The organism is Klebsiella grimontii, assembly GCF_042137965.1.
Classification (GTDB): Bacteria; Pseudomonadota; Gammaproteobacteria; order Enterobacterales; family Enterobacteriaceae; genus Klebsiella; species Klebsiella grimontii.
Genome location: NZ_CP169721.1, coordinates 3,780,866 through 3,799,636 on the forward strand (window position 1 = coordinate 3,780,866; position 18,771 = coordinate 3,799,636).

At 56.9% G+C, this 18,771-nt stretch carries 21 protein-coding genes; 8 read left to right on the top strand and 13 right to left on the bottom strand.

The window, feature by feature from the left end; all coding sequences use genetic code 11:
• Window positions 1-66: 66 nt before the first annotated feature.
• From ACE3MN_RS17780 to artJ, 6 genes are all read left to right on the top strand, one after another.
• Window positions 67-582 (top strand): lipoprotein, encoded by a 516-nt coding sequence (locus ACE3MN_RS17780; RefSeq protein ID WP_004849391.1) that lies wholly within the window; start codon window positions 67-69, stop codon window positions 580-582.
• Between the two features lie 227 nt (window positions 583-809).
• Entirely contained in the window at window positions 810-1,538 is a 729-nt protein-coding gene (gene artP / locus ACE3MN_RS17785; RefSeq protein WP_024360099.1) for an arginine ABC transporter ATP-binding protein ArtP, read from the top strand.
• Between the two features lie 19 nt (window positions 1,539-1,557).
• Window positions 1,558-2,289: an arginine ABC transporter substrate-binding protein ArtI gene (artI, locus tag ACE3MN_RS17790; protein WP_004130868.1), complete on the top strand. Its 732-nt coding sequence runs from the start codon at window positions 1,558-1,560 to the stop codon at window positions 2,287-2,289.
• A gap of 6 nt (window positions 2,290-2,295) precedes the next feature.
• Window positions 2,296-3,012 (top strand): arginine ABC transporter permease ArtQ, encoded by a 717-nt coding sequence (artQ, locus tag ACE3MN_RS17795; RefSeq protein ID WP_049090041.1) that lies wholly within the window; start codon window positions 2,296-2,298, stop codon window positions 3,010-3,012.
• Window positions 3,012-3,680, top strand: coding sequence for an arginine ABC transporter permease ArtM (gene artM / locus ACE3MN_RS17800; protein WP_004130864.1), 669 nt, complete (start codon window positions 3,012-3,014; stop codon window positions 3,678-3,680). The genes artQ and artM overlap by 1 nt, the downstream gene beginning before the upstream one ends.
• A gap of 173 nt (window positions 3,681-3,853) precedes the next feature.
• Window positions 3,854-4,585 (top strand): arginine ABC transporter substrate-binding protein ArtJ, encoded by a 732-nt coding sequence (artJ, locus tag ACE3MN_RS17805; protein ID WP_102650057.1) that lies wholly within the window; start codon window positions 3,854-3,856, stop codon window positions 4,583-4,585.
• A 217-nt stretch (window positions 4,586-4,802) separates the two neighbouring features.
• Here the strand turns inward: artJ and ACE3MN_RS17810 are convergent, their stop codons facing one another.
• From ACE3MN_RS17810 to ACE3MN_RS17865, 12 genes are all read right to left on the bottom strand, one after another.
• A complete protein-coding gene (locus ACE3MN_RS17810; protein ID WP_102650058.1) occupies window positions 4,803-6,275 on the bottom strand; it encodes an ATP-binding protein in 1,473 nt (490 codons plus the stop codon).
• The gene (locus ACE3MN_RS17815; RefSeq protein WP_049087323.1) at window positions 6,272-6,988 is read right to left on the bottom strand and encodes a response regulator transcription factor; all 717 of its coding nucleotides are present in this window, start codon (window positions 6,986-6,988) and stop codon (window positions 6,272-6,274) included. Before ACE3MN_RS17815 ends, ACE3MN_RS17810 begins: the two co-directional genes overlap by 4 nt.
• Window positions 6,989-7,066: 78 nt before the next feature.
• Complete coding sequence (gene rlmC / locus ACE3MN_RS17820; protein WP_004134585.1) at window positions 7,067-8,197, bottom strand: 23S rRNA (uracil(747)-C(5))-methyltransferase RlmC; 1,131 nt, start codon at window positions 8,195-8,197, stop codon at window positions 7,067-7,069.
• A 42-nt stretch (window positions 8,198-8,239) separates the two neighbouring features.
• A complete protein-coding gene (locus tag ACE3MN_RS17825) occupies window positions 8,240-8,728 on the bottom strand; it encodes a YbjO family protein (protein ID WP_102650059.1) in 489 nt (162 codons plus the stop codon).
• Window positions 8,729-8,785: 57 nt separating this feature from the next.
• Window positions 8,786-9,631, bottom strand: coding sequence for a putrescine ABC transporter permease PotI (potI, locus tag ACE3MN_RS17830; RefSeq protein WP_024360104.1), 846 nt, complete (start codon window positions 9,629-9,631; stop codon window positions 8,786-8,788).
• On the bottom strand, window positions 9,628-10,581 hold the full coding sequence (potH, locus tag ACE3MN_RS17835) for a putrescine ABC transporter permease PotH (protein ID WP_102650060.1): 954 nt from the start codon (window positions 10,579-10,581) through the stop codon (window positions 9,628-9,630). Before potH ends, potI begins: the two co-directional genes overlap by 4 nt.
• A gap of 10 nt (window positions 10,582-10,591) precedes the next feature.
• The gene (potG, locus tag ACE3MN_RS17840; protein ID WP_102650076.1) at window positions 10,592-11,725 is read right to left on the bottom strand and encodes a putrescine ABC transporter ATP-binding subunit PotG; all 1,134 of its coding nucleotides are present in this window, start codon (window positions 11,723-11,725) and stop codon (window positions 10,592-10,594) included.
• A gap of 102 nt (window positions 11,726-11,827) precedes the next feature.
• Complete coding sequence (gene potF, locus ACE3MN_RS17845) at window positions 11,828-12,940, bottom strand: spermidine/putrescine ABC transporter substrate-binding protein PotF (protein WP_004134594.1); 1,113 nt, start codon at window positions 12,938-12,940, stop codon at window positions 11,828-11,830.
• A gap of 348 nt (window positions 12,941-13,288) precedes the next feature.
• Window positions 13,289-13,768 (bottom strand): YbjN domain-containing protein, encoded by a 480-nt coding sequence (locus ACE3MN_RS17850; RefSeq protein WP_004130838.1) that lies wholly within the window; start codon window positions 13,766-13,768, stop codon window positions 13,289-13,291.
• Between the two features lie 89 nt (window positions 13,769-13,857).
• Window positions 13,858-14,760 (bottom strand): 30S ribosomal protein S6--L-glutamate ligase, encoded by a 903-nt coding sequence (gene rimK, locus ACE3MN_RS17855; protein ID WP_004134597.1) that lies wholly within the window; start codon window positions 14,758-14,760, stop codon window positions 13,858-13,860.
• A gap of 103 nt (window positions 14,761-14,863) precedes the next feature.
• Window positions 14,864-15,586, bottom strand: coding sequence for a nitroreductase NfsA (gene nfsA / locus ACE3MN_RS17860; protein ID WP_004134599.1), 723 nt, complete (start codon window positions 15,584-15,586; stop codon window positions 14,864-14,866).
• On the bottom strand, window positions 15,570-15,860 hold the full coding sequence (locus ACE3MN_RS17865; protein ID WP_004134601.1) for a YbjC family protein: 291 nt from the start codon (window positions 15,858-15,860) through the stop codon (window positions 15,570-15,572). The genes nfsA and ACE3MN_RS17865 overlap by 17 nt, the downstream gene beginning before the upstream one ends.
• Window positions 15,861-16,071: 211 nt before the next feature.
• On the opposite strand from ACE3MN_RS17865, the gene ACE3MN_RS17870 reads away from it, so the two are divergent.
• Window positions 16,072-16,335: a GrxA family glutaredoxin gene (locus ACE3MN_RS17870; protein ID WP_004100567.1), complete on the top strand. Its 264-nt coding sequence runs from the start codon at window positions 16,072-16,074 to the stop codon at window positions 16,333-16,335.
• 6 nt (window positions 16,336-16,341) lie between these two features.
• On the opposite strand, the gene ybjM is transcribed toward ACE3MN_RS17870, so the two are convergent.
• Entirely contained in the window at window positions 16,342-16,725 is a 384-nt protein-coding gene (gene ybjM / locus ACE3MN_RS17875; protein ID WP_004134606.1) for an inner membrane protein YbjM, read from the bottom strand.
• 267 nt (window positions 16,726-16,992) lie between these two features.
• Here ybjM and ACE3MN_RS17880 point away from each other — a divergent pair, with 267 nt between their 5' ends.
• Complete coding sequence (locus ACE3MN_RS17880) at window positions 16,993-18,678, top strand: aspartate:alanine antiporter (protein WP_004134610.1); 1,686 nt, start codon at window positions 16,993-16,995, stop codon at window positions 18,676-18,678.
• Window positions 18,679-18,771: the final 93 nt, after the last annotated feature.

The window sequence follows — 18,771 nt, forward strand, 5'->3', positions numbered from 1 at the left end:
AATCCCTATCTGATACACTATGCTTGAACAGATATTCTAACGTAGTGAGCTCATAAGGAAATCATCATGCGCTACAAAGTTCTTGCATTAGTCCTCCCCTGCGCGCTGGCGCTCAGCGCCTGTACAACCGTCACGCCTGCCTACAAAGATAACGGCACCCGCAGCGGCCCCTGCATCGAAGGCGGCCCGGATGACGTGGCGCAGAAGTTTTATGACTATCAGGTACAGCACCGCAACAGCGATTTAACGGCGCTGCGTCCGTACCTGAGCGACGGTCTGGCAAAACTGCTGAACGACGCGCGTCAGGACCCGTCTAACAACGCCCTGCTGCAGTCAAACCTGTTCTCCAGCAGCACAACGCCAGCCGACAGCGCCGATGTCGCCAGCGCCTCGACCATTCCTAATCGCGACGCGCGCAATATTCCGCTGCGCGTGGAGCTGAAACAGGGCACCCAAAGCTGGAAGGACGAAGTACTGATGATTCAGGAAGGCCAGTGCTGGGCCGTGGATGACGTGCGTTATCTCGGCAACAACGCCCATGCGCCGGCGGGCACCCTGCGTCAGAGTCTCGAAAAACGCTAATCCGGGCGCCAGGCCGCTCAGGCCGAATGAAATAACCCCGGTAAAATGTCGGCATTTCCGCTGGTAATGCCGACATTGACTTCTCCCGCCTTCACGAAGCCATATTTTGTGCTAACTTTAAATGTAAACATGGTTTACATTTAACTTTTAACGCATAAATATTGCATAACTATTCTGCCAAAGGTACTATTTGCGGCCTCAATTGCTATTTGTATCAGACTGCCCAGATGAGCATTAAATTAAACGGCATTAATTGCTTCTACGGCGCGCACCAGGCGCTGTTCGACATCACGCTGGATTGCCCGCAGGGGGAAACGCTGGTGCTGCTCGGCCCAAGCGGTGCCGGTAAAAGCTCGCTGCTGCGCGTCCTCAATCTGCTGGAGATGCCGCGTTCCGGTACGTTGCATATCGCCGGAAACCATTTCGACTTTACCAAAGCGCCTTCTGACAAAGCCATTCGCGAGCTGCGCCAGAACGTGGGTATGGTTTTCCAACAGTATAATCTGTGGCCGCATCTGACCGTGCAGCAAAATCTGATTGAAGCCCCCTGCCGCGTACTCGGTTTAAGCAAAGATCGGGCGTTAGACCGCGCGGAAAAGCTGCTCGAACGTCTGCGCCTGAAACCCTATAGCGATCGCTACCCGCTGCATCTTTCCGGCGGCCAGCAGCAGCGCGTGGCCATTGCCCGCGCCCTAATGATGGAACCGCAGGTTCTGCTCTTTGATGAACCCACGGCGGCGCTCGATCCAGAAATCACCGCCCAGATCGTCAGTATTATCCGCGAACTGGCTGAAACCGGCATTACGCAGGTTATCGTCACCCACGAAGTGGAAGTGGCGCGCAAAACAGCCAGCCGCGTGGTCTATATGGAAAATGGCCATATCGTTGAACAAGGTGATGCCGGCTGCTTCGCGCATCCGCAGACCGACGCGTTTAAAAACTATCTTTCACATTGATGTTTTCGGGGAAATGACGATGAAAAAAGTACTGATTGCCGCTCTTCTTGCGGGCATGAGCCTCTCCGCTACCGCAGCCCAGACCATTCGTTTCGCCACCGAGGCCTCCTACCCTCCATTTGAATCGATCGATGCCAACAACAAAATTGTCGGCTTTGACGTCGATCTGGCGAACGCCCTGTGTAAAGAGATTGATGCGACCTGCACCTTTACCAACCAGGCCTTCGATAGCCTGATCCCCAGCCTGAAGTTCCGTCGTTTCGACGCGGTCATGGCCGGGATGGACATCACTCCTGAGCGTGAAAAGCAGGTGCTGTTCACCACCCCGTACTATGAGAATTCCGCGCTGTTCGTCGGCCAGCAGGGTAAATTCACCAGCATTGATGCCCTGAAAGGCAAAAAAGTCGGCGTGCAGAACGGCACCACTCACCAGAAATTCATCACCGACAAACACCCGGAAATCACTACCGTTCCTTACGACAGCTACCAGAATGCGAAGCTGGACCTGCAGAACGGCCGTATTGATGCGGTATTCGGCGATACCGCCGTAGTGACCGAATGGCTGAAGAGCAATCCGAAGCTGGCCGCGGTGGGCGACAAGGTTACCGATAAAGACTATTTCGGCACCGGTCTCGGCATTGCGCTACGTCAGGGCAATACCGAACTGCAGCAGAAATTTAACGCTGCGCTGGAAAAAGTAAAAAGCGATGGGACTTACCAGTCTATCTATAACAAATGGTTCCAGAAGTAACGCTGAATGAACGAATTTTTTCCATTAGCAAGCGCCGCCGGGATGACCGTCGGCCTTGCCGTTTGCGCCCTGATCATCGGCCTGGTGCTGGCGATGCTGTTTGCCGTCCTCGAGTCGGTGAAGCTGCGTCCGATCGCCTGGCTCGCAACCGGCATTGTCACCCTTTTACGCGGACTACCGGAAATTCTGGTGGTTCTGTTTATCTATTTTGGTTCCTCACAGCTGCTGCTGACCCTCTCTGACGGCTTTACGATCAATCTCGGCTTTGTGCAGATCCCGGTACAGATGCAGATTGAAAACTTCGACGTCAGCCCGTTCCTCTGCGGAGCTATCGCGCTTTCTCTGCTGTATGCCGCTTACGCATCGCAGACCCTGCGCGGAGCGCTAAAGGCCGTTCCGCAAGGGCAATGGGAATCCGGCCAGGCGCTGGGACTATCGAAAGCCGCTATTTTCTTTCGCTTAGTGATGCCGCAAATGTGGCGTCACGCGCTGCCGGGTCTCGGTAACCAGTGGCTGGTGCTGCTGAAGGATACCGCGCTGGTGAGCCTGATCAGCGTCAACGACCTGATGCTGCAAACCAAAAGCATCGCCACTCGTACCCAGGAGCCGTTTAACTGGTACATCATCGCGGCGGCAATCTATCTGGTCATCACCCTGTTGAGTCAGTACATCCTGAAACGTATTGACCAGCGTGCGACGCGCTTCGAACGGAGACCGGGCTGATGCTTGATTACTTACCTGAACTGCTAAAAGGGCTGCATACCAGCCTGACGCTGACGGCGGCCTCTATCGTCGTGGCGCTGATTCTGTCGCTGATCTTTACCATTATCCTGACGCTAAAAACGCCGGTGCTGGTGTGGATCGTACGCGGCTATATCACGCTGTTTACCGGCACGCCGCTGCTGGTGCAGATCTTCCTGATTTACTACGGCCCGGGACAGTTCCCGTCGCTGCAGGAGTATCCGGTACTCTGGCATCTGATTTCCGAGCCCTGGCTCTGCGCGCTGATCGCCCTTTCTCTTAATAGCGCCGCCTATACCACGCAGCTGTTTCATGGCGCCATTCGCGCCATCCCGGACGGCCAGTGGCAATCCTGCGGCGCGCTGGGGATGAGCAAGAAAGATACCCTGGCGATCCTGCTGCCGTACGCCTTTAAACGCGCCCTCTCCTCCTACTCCAACGAAGTGGTGCTGGTGTTCAAGAGTACGTCCCTGGCCTACACCATTACCCTGATGGAAGTGATGGGTCACAGCCAGCTGCTCTATGGCCGCACCTATGACGTGATGGTGTTCGGCGCCGCCGGTATTGTCTACCTGGTGGTCAACGGCCTGCTGACGCTGCTGATGCGCCTGATTGAACATAAAGCGCTGGCGTTTGAGCGACGGAATTAAAATCGCATAACTAGCCAGACCAAGACGGATAACTTCACTGAATTATCCGTCTTTTTTTAACCAAATAAAAATAACCATCCATCTTTATTGAATATAAATTCATTTGGTGGCATTGTTAGACCCAGCCGCAAACACGGCACAACATCATAAGATTGACCGACGGGAGTTCCACAATGAAAAAGTTAGTTCTGGCCGCACTGCTTAGCTCTTTCGCCTTTGGTTCCGCTGCCGCAGAAAAAATAAGCTTTGGCGTTTCTGCAACTTACCCACCGTTTGAATCCATGGACGCCAATAACCAAATCGCCGGTTTCGACATCGACCTGGCGAACGCGCTGTGCAAACAGATGCAGGCCGAGTGTACTTTTACCAACCATGCTTTCGACAGCCTGATCCCGGCGCTCAAATTCAAGAAATATGATGCGGTCATTTCCGGCATGGATATTACCCCCGAGCGCAGCAAGCAGGTGGCGTTCACCGACCCGTACTACGCTAACTCCGCGCTGGTTATCTCGAAGAAAGATGCCTTCCACTCTTTTGACGATCTGAAAGGCAAACGCATCGGGATGGAAAACGGCACCACGCACCAGAAATACCTGCAGGATAAACATCCTGAGGTGAAAACCGTGGCTTACGATAGCTACCAGAATGCGTTTATCGACCTGAAAAATGGCCGTATTGACGGGGTGTTTGGCGATACCGCCGTGGTCAACGAGTGGCTGAAAACCAACCCGCAGCTGGGCGCGGCGACGCCGAAAGTGACCGACGCGCAGTACTTCGGCACCGGCCTCGGCATTGCGGTACGCCCGGATAACAAAGCGCTGCTGGAAAAACTGAACGCGGCCCTGAAGGCGATTAAAGCCGACGGCACCTACGAAAAAATCAGCAAGCAGTGGTTCCCGGAGTAAGCATTTCCCGGAGGCGGCGCTTGACGCGCCTGTCCGGGCTACCGGCCCGCAGACAGCCGTGGCCCCGTAGCCCGGGCAAGCGCAGCGCGGCCCGGGAAACAGCCGCAACAAAGCCTCAATCCCGGCGCAGTCCCCGGGTTGCGGCGTAAACGCCTTACCCGGGCGACCGATTAGCAGACGGCGGTAAACCGGTAGCCCGATCGGCTAATCCGCAACCTTACACCGGCAGGGTAAACTGGAAACAGGCCCCTGCCGGCGCGTCAAGCAGGCGAATATCGCCGCCGTGCAGCTGCAGCATCCGTCGCACAATCATCAACCCCAGTCCCCCTCGTGATGCGCTTTGCGCGCCAGGCGCCAGCACCGAAGGCCGCTCGAACAGCGTTGCCCGCAGCTCGCTGCCAATGCCCGGCCCGCTGTCGGCCACCTCGACGATAAACTCCGGTCCCGAGCGACGCGCCGCCAGACGGATAAGCCCGCCTTCCGGGGTATGACGAATGGCGTTATCGAGCAGATTAGTCAGCACCCGCTCAATCATCGAGAGATCCGCGGTTATCGGCGGTAACCCAGTGGCCAGCTCCAGCCGTAGACCGATATTGCGCGTCGCGATTGGCAGGTCGAATTTTTGCGCCACATCCTGTACCAGCTCGGCCAACACAAATGTTTCCGGCTGCGGCTTAATCCCGCCGTGCTCCAGGCGAGCCAGCTCAAACAGCTGCTGAGACAGATGGCGGACTTTGTTGCCCTGGCGCAGGGCGATATTCAGATACTGCTTGTTCTCCTCCATCGTCAGGCGATCGGCCTTCAGGCTTAACGTTTCCAGATATCCCAGCAAAGAGGTAAGCGGCGTGCGTAAATCGTGGGAGATGTTGGCGACAAATTCCCGCCGCTGACGATCGCTATCGGCCAGACGGTCCCACTGGCTGGCAATCTGGCGAGCCAGCTCAATAAAGCGATTGTGCAGCACGGCCACTTCATTTCCGGGGTTTGCCTCCGGGGTTTGCGCCGCCAGCGCCTTGATCGCATGAATACTGTCCTGGCTGTCGGTTGCCACCAGCGCGGTGAGCTGACGCACCGGGCGCGTTACCCAGAACCAGGCCAGCCAGCCCGCCAGCCCGCCGAGACCGGCCACCAGCAGCAGAGTCCACAGCAGCAGGCTCCACAAGGTTTTCTGCCAGGCGCTCGCCGCCAGCTCATTAAAGGTTTCGCCTTGCAGGATAATGTAGAGATAGCCGCGCAGCTGGCCGTCCTGGCGCAGCGGCGCCACGCTAAACACCTTTTGCTTATCAAGGCTGCGCGGATCGTCGCCGTACACCGGCCAGGCGTCGCCGGACAGGAACGTTTGCACCGGCGCCAGATCGATGCGCTGGCGCTTAATATGCCCCGGCGGCGCGGCGTCGGCCAGCAGCTCGCCGTCGGGCGAAAGCAGATACAGCTCCACGCTGGGATTAAAGGTCATCAGCCGGTCAAAAAGCGGTTTCAGCATCTGGCGGTCAACCTGCCCCTGAGCGTCCAGCAGCGGCTCGCGGGCGGCGATCTGCTGCGCCAGCCCGGCGGAGAGACGCTGGACCATCACATTACCGTACTGCGCGCTGCTGTACAGCTGGATCAGGCAAACGGCTATGGCGCAGAGCAGCAGCAGTGAGGTAAACACCAGCGCCAGGCGCTGGCTGAGGCTGAGACGGCGGATCATGGCTGCGCCTCTTTGCGCTCCACGGCAAACTTATAGCCTTTTCCCCAGACGGTCAGAATGATGTCCGGCTCCGCCGGGTCGCGCTCAATTTTGGTGCGCAGGCGGTTGATATGAGTATTGACCGTATGCTCATAGCCGTCGTGCTGATAGCCCCACACCCGATCGAGCAGCTCAAGGCGGGAAAAGACCTCCCCCGGATGGCGGGCAAAGTAGTAGAGCAGGTCGAACTCGCGCGGCGTCAGATCCACCGTCTCGCCGCGCAGCTTAACGTCGCGCGATAAGGGGTCAATGCTTAAACCATGGCTGGCAATACGCCCGGCATCCATCAGCAGATTTTGCCCCATCGCCTCCTGACGACGGAACACCGCCTTAACCCGGGCGGTCAGTTCGAGAATCGAAAACGGTTTGGCCAGGTAATCATCCGCTCCCATCTCCAGCCCCTGCACCCGTTGGGTTTCGCTGGCGCGGGCGCTGATAATAATCACCGGCAGATAGCGGGTTTGCTGACGAATGCGGCGACAAATTTCCAGACCGTCGACGCCCGGCAGCATCAGGTCGAGGATCACCGCATCCCAAAGCTCTTTTTCCAGCAAACTCAGGGCCTGCACCCCGTCCGCCACGTGGACAATCTGATAACCCTCATCCAGCAGATTCAGGCGCAGCAGCGCGGCGATATCTTCATCATCTTCAACCAACAGGATTTTTTTTGCCACCGGCAGCACTCCGCTATTCTTACGTTCTGATTAGCCAAGCTTACCCGATCTTCACCGCCTGAAGAGTTCACATTTTGTTTATACTTCGCGAACCAGCAGGGTCAACACCTCATAATGGGCGGTGTGGGGGAACATATCGAACAGCTGGACGCGCTCAATACGATAACCGCTCAGGCGAGCGATATCTTTCGCCATCGTTCGGGCGTTGCAGCTGGAATAGATAATAAACTCCGGCGCCATACGGCTTAAATACGCGCATAGCTCGTCGCCGATGCCGCGACGCGGCGGATTCACCAGCACCAGATCCGGGATCTCGCCTTCGCCGGTGGCAAACTGCGTGGAATCAAGCGCCTGGAAATGCAGGTTATGCAGGCCGAGCTCTGCCGCCGACTGCTTCGCGCAGGCGATGGCTTCCGGGGCGATTTCAATCCCGGTCAGGCGCATCTCAGGCGAAGCGCAGTGCAGACCAAAGCCGCCGACGCCGCAGAACAGATCCCACATATGGTTGACCGGCAGCTGGCGCACCCAGTCGCGAGCGGTGGCATACAGCCGGCTGGCGACCGTCGGGTTAGTCTGAAAGAAGCTCTGCGGGCGGATCCACAGCGGTACGCCGTTGAAATTTTCCGCCAGCGCCTGCTGGTCGGTAAGGAAAATTTCCTGCGGCCCCTCCATGATAGCCATATGCACCGGCTGAATATTGGCGGTAATGACTTTCAACTGCGGCAGCAACGCCTGCAGCGCCGGCAGCGCGGCGCGCAGCTGGGTAAGCCTGGTCTCCGAGCGCAGGACAAAGCGCAGCATCATACCGCCGTCGAGCCGGCTTTCGGTCAGCAGAATGTACTTCAGCTCTCCGCGCCTGCGGGCGACATGATAGGGCGTGAGCCCGGCGCGGGCGATAAACGGCTTAAGCGCAGCGAAAACCGGCGCGAAGCTTTGCGGATAAAGCGGGCAATCGGTCAGGTCTTCCGGAGCGCCATCACGGTGCAGCATCCCGAGCAGCGGGCGCTCAACGCTACCGCTGACCACCATTTTGGCTTTGTTGCGAAACCCACTCTCCGGGCCGCAAGCCGGTGCGCACCACTCAGCGACGGGCGCATCGGCCAAAAGCGCGCGCAGATCGGCCATTTTATCGGCGAGCTGTTGGGATATCGGCAGTTCCAGCCACTGGCAGGAGCGGCAGCGACCCGCGTCATAAAGTGCGCAATGCATAACAAGACCTTCATAAAAACAGGGGCGGGGATTGTATCACCGTTACTGTAAACGGAAAAAGCGTCGGCACGGGGCCGGCACAAACAGCATCGCCAGCACCAGCAGATCCGGTAGTTTTTGCAGCACCAGGGAGCAAAAGATTTCGCGCTTCGATTCCCCGGCAATGCTAAACAGCTCGGGGTAACCGTAGCCCAATGACGCGGCCCACAGGTAGCCAATCACGATAATCTGCGTCAACAAGAATAGCCAACGCGCCCAGTTGCGCCCTTTTACCAGCGAAAAAGCGCACCAGATTTCAATAAACACCAGCACCAGGCTTGAGAGGAACACCAGGGTGAGCGCCCACGTCTGCACGCTGCGATGGACAAAATCCACCATTCCCTGAACGCCAAGCTGGTTGAGGATCATCAGCAAATCCAGACCGCGGATTAAAATAATGGCGAAGGCCGCCACCTGCACCAGCGCAGGAACGTTAAGACGTGCATGAGAAGAACGCGTATTAGTAAACAATCCCAACGTAAAGTCTTCCATGAAAACGGCGCCTCAAGTGCGGCGCCGATGTTAACTCTATTGCAGATTTTAGGTGGTTCAGCCGGTTCTTGCACGCTGGATATCGCGTACCCGCTGCTTTTCCGCGCGGGCCATCAAATACCAGGCGATAAAACCAACAATTCCAACCACGCCGAGGATTAACGTCGCCAGGGCGTTAATCTCCGGGTTGACCCCCATGCGCACGCTGGAGAAGACCAGCATCGGTAGCGTTGTCGCCCCCGGTCCGGAAACAAAGCTGGCTATGACAAGGTCGTCGAGCGACAGCGTAAAGGCCAGCAGCCAACCGGAGACCACCGCCGGCATAATCATCGGCAGCGTAATGACGAAAAAGACCTTCAGCGGCGCGGCCCCCAGATCCATCGCCGCCTCTTCAATGGAGTGGTCAAGCTCACGCAGGCGCGATGAAATAACCACCGCGACGTACGCGGTACAGAAGGTGACGTGCGCCAGCCAGATGGTCAGCATGCCGCGATCCGACGGCCAGCCAATGGAATGCCCCAGCGCCACAAACAGCAGCAGCAGCGACAGGCCGGTAATCACATCGGGCATCACCAGCGGCGCGGTGATCATAAAAGCAAAGCCGTTTGAACCGCGGAAGCGGCCAAAACGCACCATTACCACCGCGGCAATGGTACCGAGGATCACCGCCGCCGTCGCGGCGCAGGCGGCAATGGTCAGACTTAAGCCTACCGCGCTCATCATCGCATCGTCATGAAACAGCTCGCGATACCAGCGCGTCGACCACCCGGCCCATACCGTCACCAGCTTTGAGCTGTTGAACGAGTAAATCACCAGCATCAGCATCGGCGCATACAAGAAGGTAAAGCCGAGCAGCAGAATTAAAATTCGCCACGGCGAACGGACTACCGGCAAATTATTCATCCGTGTTCCCCCACCTGTTTTTGCTGATGCTTGTGGAACCACATGATCGGCACGATCAGCAGCAACAGCATCACGATCGCCACCGCCGACGCGACCGGCCAGTCGCGGTTATTGAAGAACTCCTGCCACAGCACGCGGCCAATCATAATGCTGTCCGGGCCGCCCAGCAGTTCCGGGATAACGAACTCCCCGACCGCCGGAATAAACACCAGCATCGACCCGGCAATAATCCCGCCTTTGGTGAGCGGAACGATCACCTGGAAGAAAGTCTTCAGCGGTCGGGCGCCCAGATCCAGCGACGCCTCCACCAGCGAGTAATCAATACGCGTGAGGGCGTTATAGATCGGCAGCACCATAAACGGCAGATAGGCGTAAACAATACCGATATAGACCGCCAGGTTGGTGTGCAGGATCTCCAGCGGCTGGTCGATGATCCCCAGCCACAGCAGGAAGTTATTGAGCACGCCGTTGCTTTTCAGCAGCCCCATCCAGGCGTAGACGCGGATCAGAAACGAGGTCCATGACGGCAGGATCACCAGCAGCAGCAGGATATTTCGCGTCGATGGCTTACTGTGCGCTACCGCCCACGCCAGCGGATACCCCAACAGCAGGCAGCAGAACGTCGAGATCGCCGCCACCTGAAGCGACTGCAGATAGGCTTCAAAATAGAGCGGATCGTCGGTGAGCTGCAGGAAATTCCCGAGATTCAGCGTTAACGTGAGCTGACCGTCGGCCCACTCCAGCAGGTCGGTGTACGGCGGGATCGCCCGCGCCATCTCCGCCAGGCTGATTTTAAAAACAATCAGGAACGGCAGCAGGAACAGCAGGATCAGCCACACGTAGGGCAGCGCAATAACCAACTTGCGCCCGTGGGCCATCTGCAGTCGCGCCAGCCATAGCGCAAAACCGCCCGGTTTTTTTACGCCTGACGGGGGTTCTAATGTACTCATCGCCCTCTCCTTACACCGTCAACACGACGCAGCTATCGGCATCCCAGCACAAACGCACCTCATCACCCCAGGTTGGCGCCCCCTTACGGTAACGATGTTCGTTCTGCAGCTGAGCGCTCAGCATCTGCCCGCTTTTCAGGCGCACATGGTAGATAGACAGGTCGCCGAGATAGGCTATATAGATAACCTCGCCCACCGCGAAGTTATAGCCATCCGCGGGCGGGTCCTCGCAGAGCATGATTTTTTCCGGGCGCAGGGCCACCCACACCGGGACGTTATCGACGACGGAGGCATCGGGATCGACCTTCAGCGGATGGGTCAGGCCCGGAGAGTCCAGCACCAGGCCATCTTCCTGACGCTCTTTCACCAGCCCTTCAAAGACATTGACCGAGCCGATAAACTCCGCGCTGTAGCGGGTGGTCGGGTGTTCGTAAATTTCCTCCGGCTCGCCGATTTGCACGAACTTGCCGCGGTTCATAATGGCGATACGCCCCGCCATGGTCATCGCCTCTTCCTGATCGTGGGTCACCATCACGCAGGTGACGCCGACGCGCTCAAGAATATCGACGACTTCGAGCTGCATCCGATCGCGCAGCTTTTTATCCAGCGCCCCCATCGGCTCATCAAGCAGCAGCAGTTTCGGTCTTTTCGCCAGACTGCGGGCCAGGGCCACGCGCTGACGCTGGCCGCCGGAGAGCTGATGCGGTTTACGCTTTGAAAACTCCTGCATATGCACCAGCGCCAGCATCTCCTGCACCCGGCTGGTGATTTCGGCCTTGGGCAATTTGTCCTGCTTGAGGCCAAAGGCGATATTCTGCTCCACCGTCATATGGGGAAATAGCGCGTAGGACTGGAACATCATATTAATCGGCCGCTGATACGGCGGCACCCGCGCCAGATCGACGCCATCCAGGACAATCTGTCCGGCGGTGGGCTGTTCAAAACCCGCCAGCATACGCAGCAGGGTTGACTTGCCGCAGCCGGAAGCGCCCAGCAGTGCGAAAATTTCGCCTTTATAAATAGTGAGGTTGACGTCGTCGACGGCGTGCTGACCGTCGAACGACTTGGTTAAATTACGGATTTCCAGCAGCGGGGTCAGCGCTTTGGGGGTTTTCGCCTGCGGGCGAGGAATCACATCATTCACGGGGTGTTCTCCGGCAGAAATCAAATCATGGTGCAGGCGCACCATCGCGGTGCGCCTGTTGCCGGCAGCGCGAGGCATCGCCGGCCTACAACTCACGGAGAATTACTTACCGCTTTTCACCTTCGTCCAGGCGCGAGTACGCACGCGGTCGATTTTCGGATCCTGTACTTTCAGCGTGAACAGCTTGGCGAAGACGTCAGCCGGCGGATAAATGGCCGGGTTATTGCGGATCTCTTCGCTGACCAGCGGGAGAGAGGCTTTATTGCCGTTAGCGTAATAGACATGATCGCTGATGTGGGCGATAACATCCGGGCGCATCAGGTAGTTGAGGAACTGATAAGCCTCATCTTTGTTTTTCGCATCTGCAGGCATCGCGAAGACGTCAAAGAACGCCAGCGCCCCCTCTTTCGGAATAAAGTAGGAGACATTAACGCCGTTCTTCGCTTCTTTCGCCCGGTTCGCCGCCTGCCATACGTCGCCCGCCCAGCCGATAGCGACGCAGATATCGCCATTCGCCAGGTCATTGATGTACTGCGAGGAGTGGAAATAACGAATATTCGGCCGCAGCTTCAGCAGCAGGTCGGTCGCCGGGCCGGTGTAATCGTCGGCTTTACTGCTGTTAGGATCTTTGCCGAGGTAGTTCAGCACGGTGGCGAAAATCTCTTCCGGGGCATCAAGGAAGGAGACGCCGCAGCTTTTCAGTTTCTCAAGGTTCTCCGGCTTCATCACCAGATCCCAGCTGTCCAGCGGCGCGTCTTTACCCAGTACGGCTTTCACTTTATCGATGTTATAGCCAATACCGGTGGTCGCCCACAGGTACGGGATCGCGTATTTATTGTCCGGGTCGTGCTTCGCCACCAGCTTCAGCACTTCCGGATCGAGATTTTTCCAGTTGGGAAGTTTGCTCTTATCCAGCGGCTGGAAAACCCCTGCCGCCAGCTGGCGCTCAAGGAAACTCGCCGACGGCACCACCAGGTCAAAACCGGTGCTGCCCGCCATGAGCTTACCCTCCAGCACTTCGTTGGAGTCAAAGACGTCATACACCACTTTAATGCCGGTCTCTTTTTCAAAATTCGCCACCGTATCCGGCGCAATATAATCAGACCAGTTATAAACATGCAGGGTTTTTTGTTCGGCTGCGAGCGAACCGGCAGAGACGGCCATCAGCGCACCCGTAACCAGACCTGTTAACCATTTTTTACCAAAGGCGGTCATATCTCTTATTCCTTCTCAATGCCCGTTAACAAGCGGGCTGAATATACGCACTTGTTCGCATGCAATAATCATGCATATTTTTTCATTGCCTAAGAAAAGGAGAGAGGACCTCTCCCGGAATGGTTGCCCGCAACTGGAAGCAGCGTCAGAATAACTGTAGCCAGAATAAGAGGCTATAGCCCAGGTAAAAAAACGGCTTTTATCAATTTTTTATGCAATAAGGGTCTATGTGATAAGCCGAAAGCGGCAGAATGGCGGTGAAAAATTCTTTACAGGAAGGTTAATAGCAGAATAAAAGCACGTAATACGCAGCCGCCATGGCAGTGGCTGCGCTATTTTTCGACAGGCTTAGTGAAGAAAATGGTACTGAATATTCTCAGCCGCCGGCTCTTCTTCCTCGGACTTATACAGCACCTGATTGGCGCTGGCCTCAAGGATAACCATAGAAATCTGTTCTTCGCTCTGGCGGAAAAACCACGCGAACTGGTCGAGGGTCACGCCGACGCCGACGGTCAATGCCTGACACACCACCAGTTTCGGCAGATTATCGTCCTGAATATCGAGGAAAGCTTTGACCGTCAACGAACTGGCGTTAATCGCAGAAAGATCGGCGGAAAGCGGCAACAGCGCGGAGGGTTTGACCTCAGCCAGCGCGGAGAAAAGCACCACGTTATCCACCAGGTCAAGTTTGGCATCAAAAATGCCTTCGAAATTTTGCATATGCGGCAGGTGCAGTGCCTGGCAGGAATCACACTCAAAAAAGCTGATGCCCAATTCGTCGAGCCATTGACGTAATGTATCAAGACCCGGAACGACCAGTGAATCCATATGACCTGTGACCTCTTACTGTGAAAAATGCGACGCCATAGCTTACGCAAAAAAAGCGGCGTATTCCATGACGGTGTCGTGAAAGGGAACTATCCGCCCATTTTCAGACAAAATCCGGGCGTGGCTTGTCGTTCGATCCAGGCGATCATTTTGCCGGCGATATCGACGCCGGTGGTGGTTTCAATCCCTTCAAGCCCCGGAGAAGCATTAACCTCCATCACCAGAGGACCGCGCGTGGCGCGCAGAATATCAACGCCAGCGACGTCCAGCCCGAGCGTCTGCGCGGCCTTAATGGCCATTTCACGCTCCTGCTCGCTGATAAACGCCACCGACGCTACGCCGCCGCGATGCAGGTTAGAGCGAAAATCCCCCTCCTTCGCCCGCCGCTCAATCGCCGCCACGACCTCATTGCCCACGACCAGGCAGCGCACGTCCCGGCCTTTCGCCTCGGCGATATACTCCTGCACCAGAATATGCGCATTCAGACCGCGAAAAGCGTCAATGACGCTCTCTGCCGCCTGCCGCGTTTCGGCCAGCACGACGCCGATGCCCTGAGTGCCCTCCACCAGCTTTACCACCAGCGGCGCGCCGCCAACCATCGCGATCAGGTCGCTGGTATCGTCTGGCGAATGGGCAATGCCGGTGAGCGGCAGGTCGATTCCCTGACGCGCCAGCAGCTGGAGCGAACGCAGCTTGTCGCGGGCGCGGGTGATGGCGACGGACTCATTGAGCGGATAGCTGCCCAGCAGCTCAAACTGACGCAGCGCCGCGGTGCCGTAGTAGGTAATCGCCGTGCCGATGCGCGGAATGACGGCGTCAAAATGCGGGAGCTGGCGGCCTTTGTAGTGAATCGATGAGGCCACCGGACTGACGTTCATATAGCAGGAAAGCGGATCGAGGATTTCCACCTGATGACCGCGTTTTTGCGCGGCTTCGCGCAGGCGTCGACATGAATAAAGCGTTCCATCCCGGGATAATATGGCAATTTTCACCCTGCACCTCTGCGAAAAGACCCGCTCCGGCGGGCCTTTGGTAGTCAATGAGCGCTGACCTGCGGAATTTCCTTACGTCAGACCAGGGGCAGTTTACACGCAATCAGCGCGTAGCCCATCCCTGCTTATGCAGATATTCCAGAATAAATGGACGACTCTCTTTGACGATAGTCCGGCGGATATGGTCGCTCCAGGTATCGCGACGCGTGTTGCTGCCGCGTGAGAGATAATACTGCGCCAACTGCTCGTCATATTCCGCAAGGACCGTCTCATCCAGCGGCTGATAGTGATTTTCATGCACCAACATCGCCGACGGCATGCGCGGTTTCACTTCCGGGTTATCGTCAGGCCAGCCAAGGCACAGGCCAAACAGCGGCAGCACGTGCTGCGGGAGCTTCAGCAGCTCGGTCACCGCATCGATATTGTTGCGCAGGCCGCCGATATAGACGCCGCCCAGGCCAAGGGATTCCGCCGCCACCAGCGCATTCTGCGCCAGAAGAGCGGTATCGACGCAGCCCAGCAGCAGCTGTTCGGCGAGGCCCAGCTGAGCGTCCGGGCAGATTTGCAGATTGCGGTTAAAATCAGCGCAGAATACCCAAAACTCCGCGGCCTGCGCCACGTGCTGCTGACCGCCGCTCAGCGGGACCAGCTGTTGACGTATTTCCGGGTCGGTAACGCGAATAATTGAGGAACATTGTAAAAAACTGGAGCTTGAAGCGCCCTGCGCGCTGGCAATAATCGCGGCGCGCTGTTCGTCGCTTATCGGCGCGTCGGTAAAATGGCGAATAGAACGGTGGCTGCGCAGCAGCTCAATGGTCGGCGTCATCTCGTTTTTCTCTGTCAGGCAGTGAGGAAGGTGGGGTTTTCGTGTGCGTCAACTGCGGGGCAATGACTTGCGCCACGCGCCACATTAACGCCACGGCGGCCGGGAGCATCAGCAGGATCCCCGCGAAGATCATCAGCAGCGCCGCCGTCGGGCTGGAAAACGGCGCGGGCAGGCTGACGTACTGGTTGAGCGAGAGCCAGGCCAGGGTCAACAGCACCATGCCGATAATCTCGACTACCAGAATACTTGTGGGTAATGCAGCGGGCGATCGCATAACGCTCCTCCGGTCCAAATCATGCACGCTCCCGGGCAAAAACCGGTCGCGTATCAGGCCAGTATAGCGGTTTCATCAGCAGAATATTTAACAAACATAGCCTTAAGCCATCAAAGCAAAAGGCAGAACCTTCTTTCCCTCGCCGACATAACGCGGCATGATACCCGCCATTCGCCATTCGCCATCCGGCTGAGGTTTAAGGAGAGAGACTATGTTTACGGTAATTTTTGGTCGTCCAGGCTGCCCCTATTGCGTTCGCGCCAAAGAGCTGGCGGAAAAGCTGAGCAATGAGCGCGATGATTTTAACTATCGCTACATTGATATTCACGCAGAAGGCATCAGCAAAGCCGATCTGGAAAAAACCGTGGGTAAACCGGTAGAAACCGTGCCGCAGATTTTTGTCGATCAGAAGCACATTGGCGGCTGCACTGACTTTGAAGCCTGGGCGAAAGAGAATCTCGGCCTGTTCGCCTGAGACGGCTCACTCCTCTGACGAGGGCTTGCGTCTGGTATCAAGCCAGGCGCAAATAAACAAAAAGCACAGCGCGCCCAGCGCGCACCAGAACACCGCGCTAAACAACCACGCCAGTTCCTGCCAGAAAGAACGCTGGGTCACAAAGAAAAGCCGCATGACCACCAGACACACAGGCGCAGCCAGCATCGCGCCGATAAGCGGGCGAATAACCCGCTGTCCGGGAGAGAGGCAGCTTGCCGCCGCACCGGGTAGCAAAAAGAATAGCAGCCCGAGCTCAGGGTTACCGGTAGCCCGAAAGGCGCCTTTCATATGTAACAGTAGTGACAAACAAACCACAATAAATAGAAAGAACCCACAGATAATACCGGCCCAGGTACGCTCAGATTTCACGACATCCTCCTGATTTTGCCTCTAACCAACTTCCACTTCGCCCAGTCAGATAAAGATTCTGGCAATCCATGCCAATAAAAGATCCCGTCAATGTAAAAACGATTGTTACTAGCCGCAGCCTCCAGGAAGGATTAAACTGTCGACTATATTTTGCTGGTTATAACGGGATGCCAGAATAGCGTTCGGGACAACGCGAACACTGGACCAACCTTAGACCAAATAACCATTTCCTTCAACAACTTACTAGTAAATGAGAAGTTGGCTTTCGTGAATATAAACGTCGCAGATTTGTTAAACGGGAATTACATCCTGTTATTGTTCGTTGTACTAGCATTAGGACTCTGCCTCGGGAAACTGCGTCTCGGGTCGGTACAACTTGGTAATTCCATTGGCGTTTTAGTCGTTTCCCTATTATTAGGGCAGCAGCATTTCAGTATTAACACTGACGCCCTCAATCTCGGCTTTATGCTGTTTATTTTCTGCGTCGGCGTGGAGGCGGGACCCAACTTTTTTTCTATTTTTTTTCGCGATGGGAAAAATTACCTGATGCTCGCTCTGGTGATGGTCGGCAGCGCGATGCTGATCGCCATGGGGCTGGGTAAGCTATTCGGCTGGGATATCGGCCTGACGGCCGGGATGCTCGCCGGCGCTATGACCTCCACCCCCGTGCTGGTGGGCGCCGGAGATACGCTACGCCACTTCGGCCTGCCCAGCGACCAGTTAGCCCTTTCGCTCGATCATCTGAGCCTCGGCTATGCCCTGACCTATCTGGTTGGCCTGGTCAGCCTGATCGTCGGCGCCCGCTATATGCCGAAGCTGCAGCATCAGGATTTACAGACCAGCGCCCAGCAGATCGCCCGCGAGCGCGGCCTCGACACCGATTCCCGGCGTAAGGTGTACCTGCCGGTGATCCGCGCCTACCGCGTCGGCCCGGAGCTGGTGGCGTGGGCTGATGGTAAAAACCTGCGCGAGCTGGGCATTTACCGCCAGACCGGCTGCTACATTGAGCGCATCCGCCGCAACGGCATTCTCGCGAACCCGGACGGCGATGCGGTGCTGCAGATGGGCGATGATATCGCCCTGGTGGGTTACCCGGATGCCCATGCCCGCCTCGACCCAAGCTTCCGTAACGGCAAAGAGGTCTTCGACCGCGATCTGCTCGATATGCGTATCGTCACCGAAGAGATCGTGGTCAAAAACCACAACGCCGTCGGCCGCCGCCTGGCGCAGCTGAAGCTTACCGATCACGGCTGCTTCTTAAACCGCGTTATCCGCAGCCAGATCGAAATGCCGATCGACGACAACGTTGTGCTCAACAAGGGCGATGTGCTGCAGGTTAGCGGCGATGCGCGTCGCGTCAAAACCGTCGCGGATCGTATTGGCTTTATCTCCATCCACAGCCAGGTGACCGACCTGCTCGCCTTCTGCGCCTTCTTTATTGTTGGCCTGATGATCGGCATGATCACCTTCCAGTTCAGCTCGTTCAGCTTCGGCATCGGTAACGCCGCCGGTCTGCTGTTTGCCGGCATCATGCTCGGCTTCCTGCGCGCCAACCATCCGACGTTCGGCTATATCCCGCAGGGGGCGCTGAATATGGTGAAAGAGTTCGGCCTGATGGTATTTATGGCCGGCGTGGGGCTCAGCGCCGGCGCCGGCATTAATAACGGCCTCGGCGCCGTCGGCGGTCAGATGCTGGCGGCGGGCCTCATCGTCAGCCTGGTGCCGGTGGTTATCTGCTTCCTGTTCGGCGCGTACGTCCTGCGCATGAACCGCGCGATGCTCTTCGGCGCCATGATGGGCGCCCGCACCTGCGCGCCGGCGATGGAAATCATCAGCGATACCGCGCGCAGCAATATTCCGGCGCTGGGATACGCGGGGACCTACGCCATCGCTAACGTGTTGTTAACCCTGGCAGGTACGCTGATTGTTATCATCTGGCCGGGGCTACAGTAAACTTTTGAGAAAAAAAACGCGTATACGCAGAACTTTTTTAGCTGGCGTCAGTCATAAGTAGTGCCACTGCTTTTCTTTGATGTCCCCATTTTG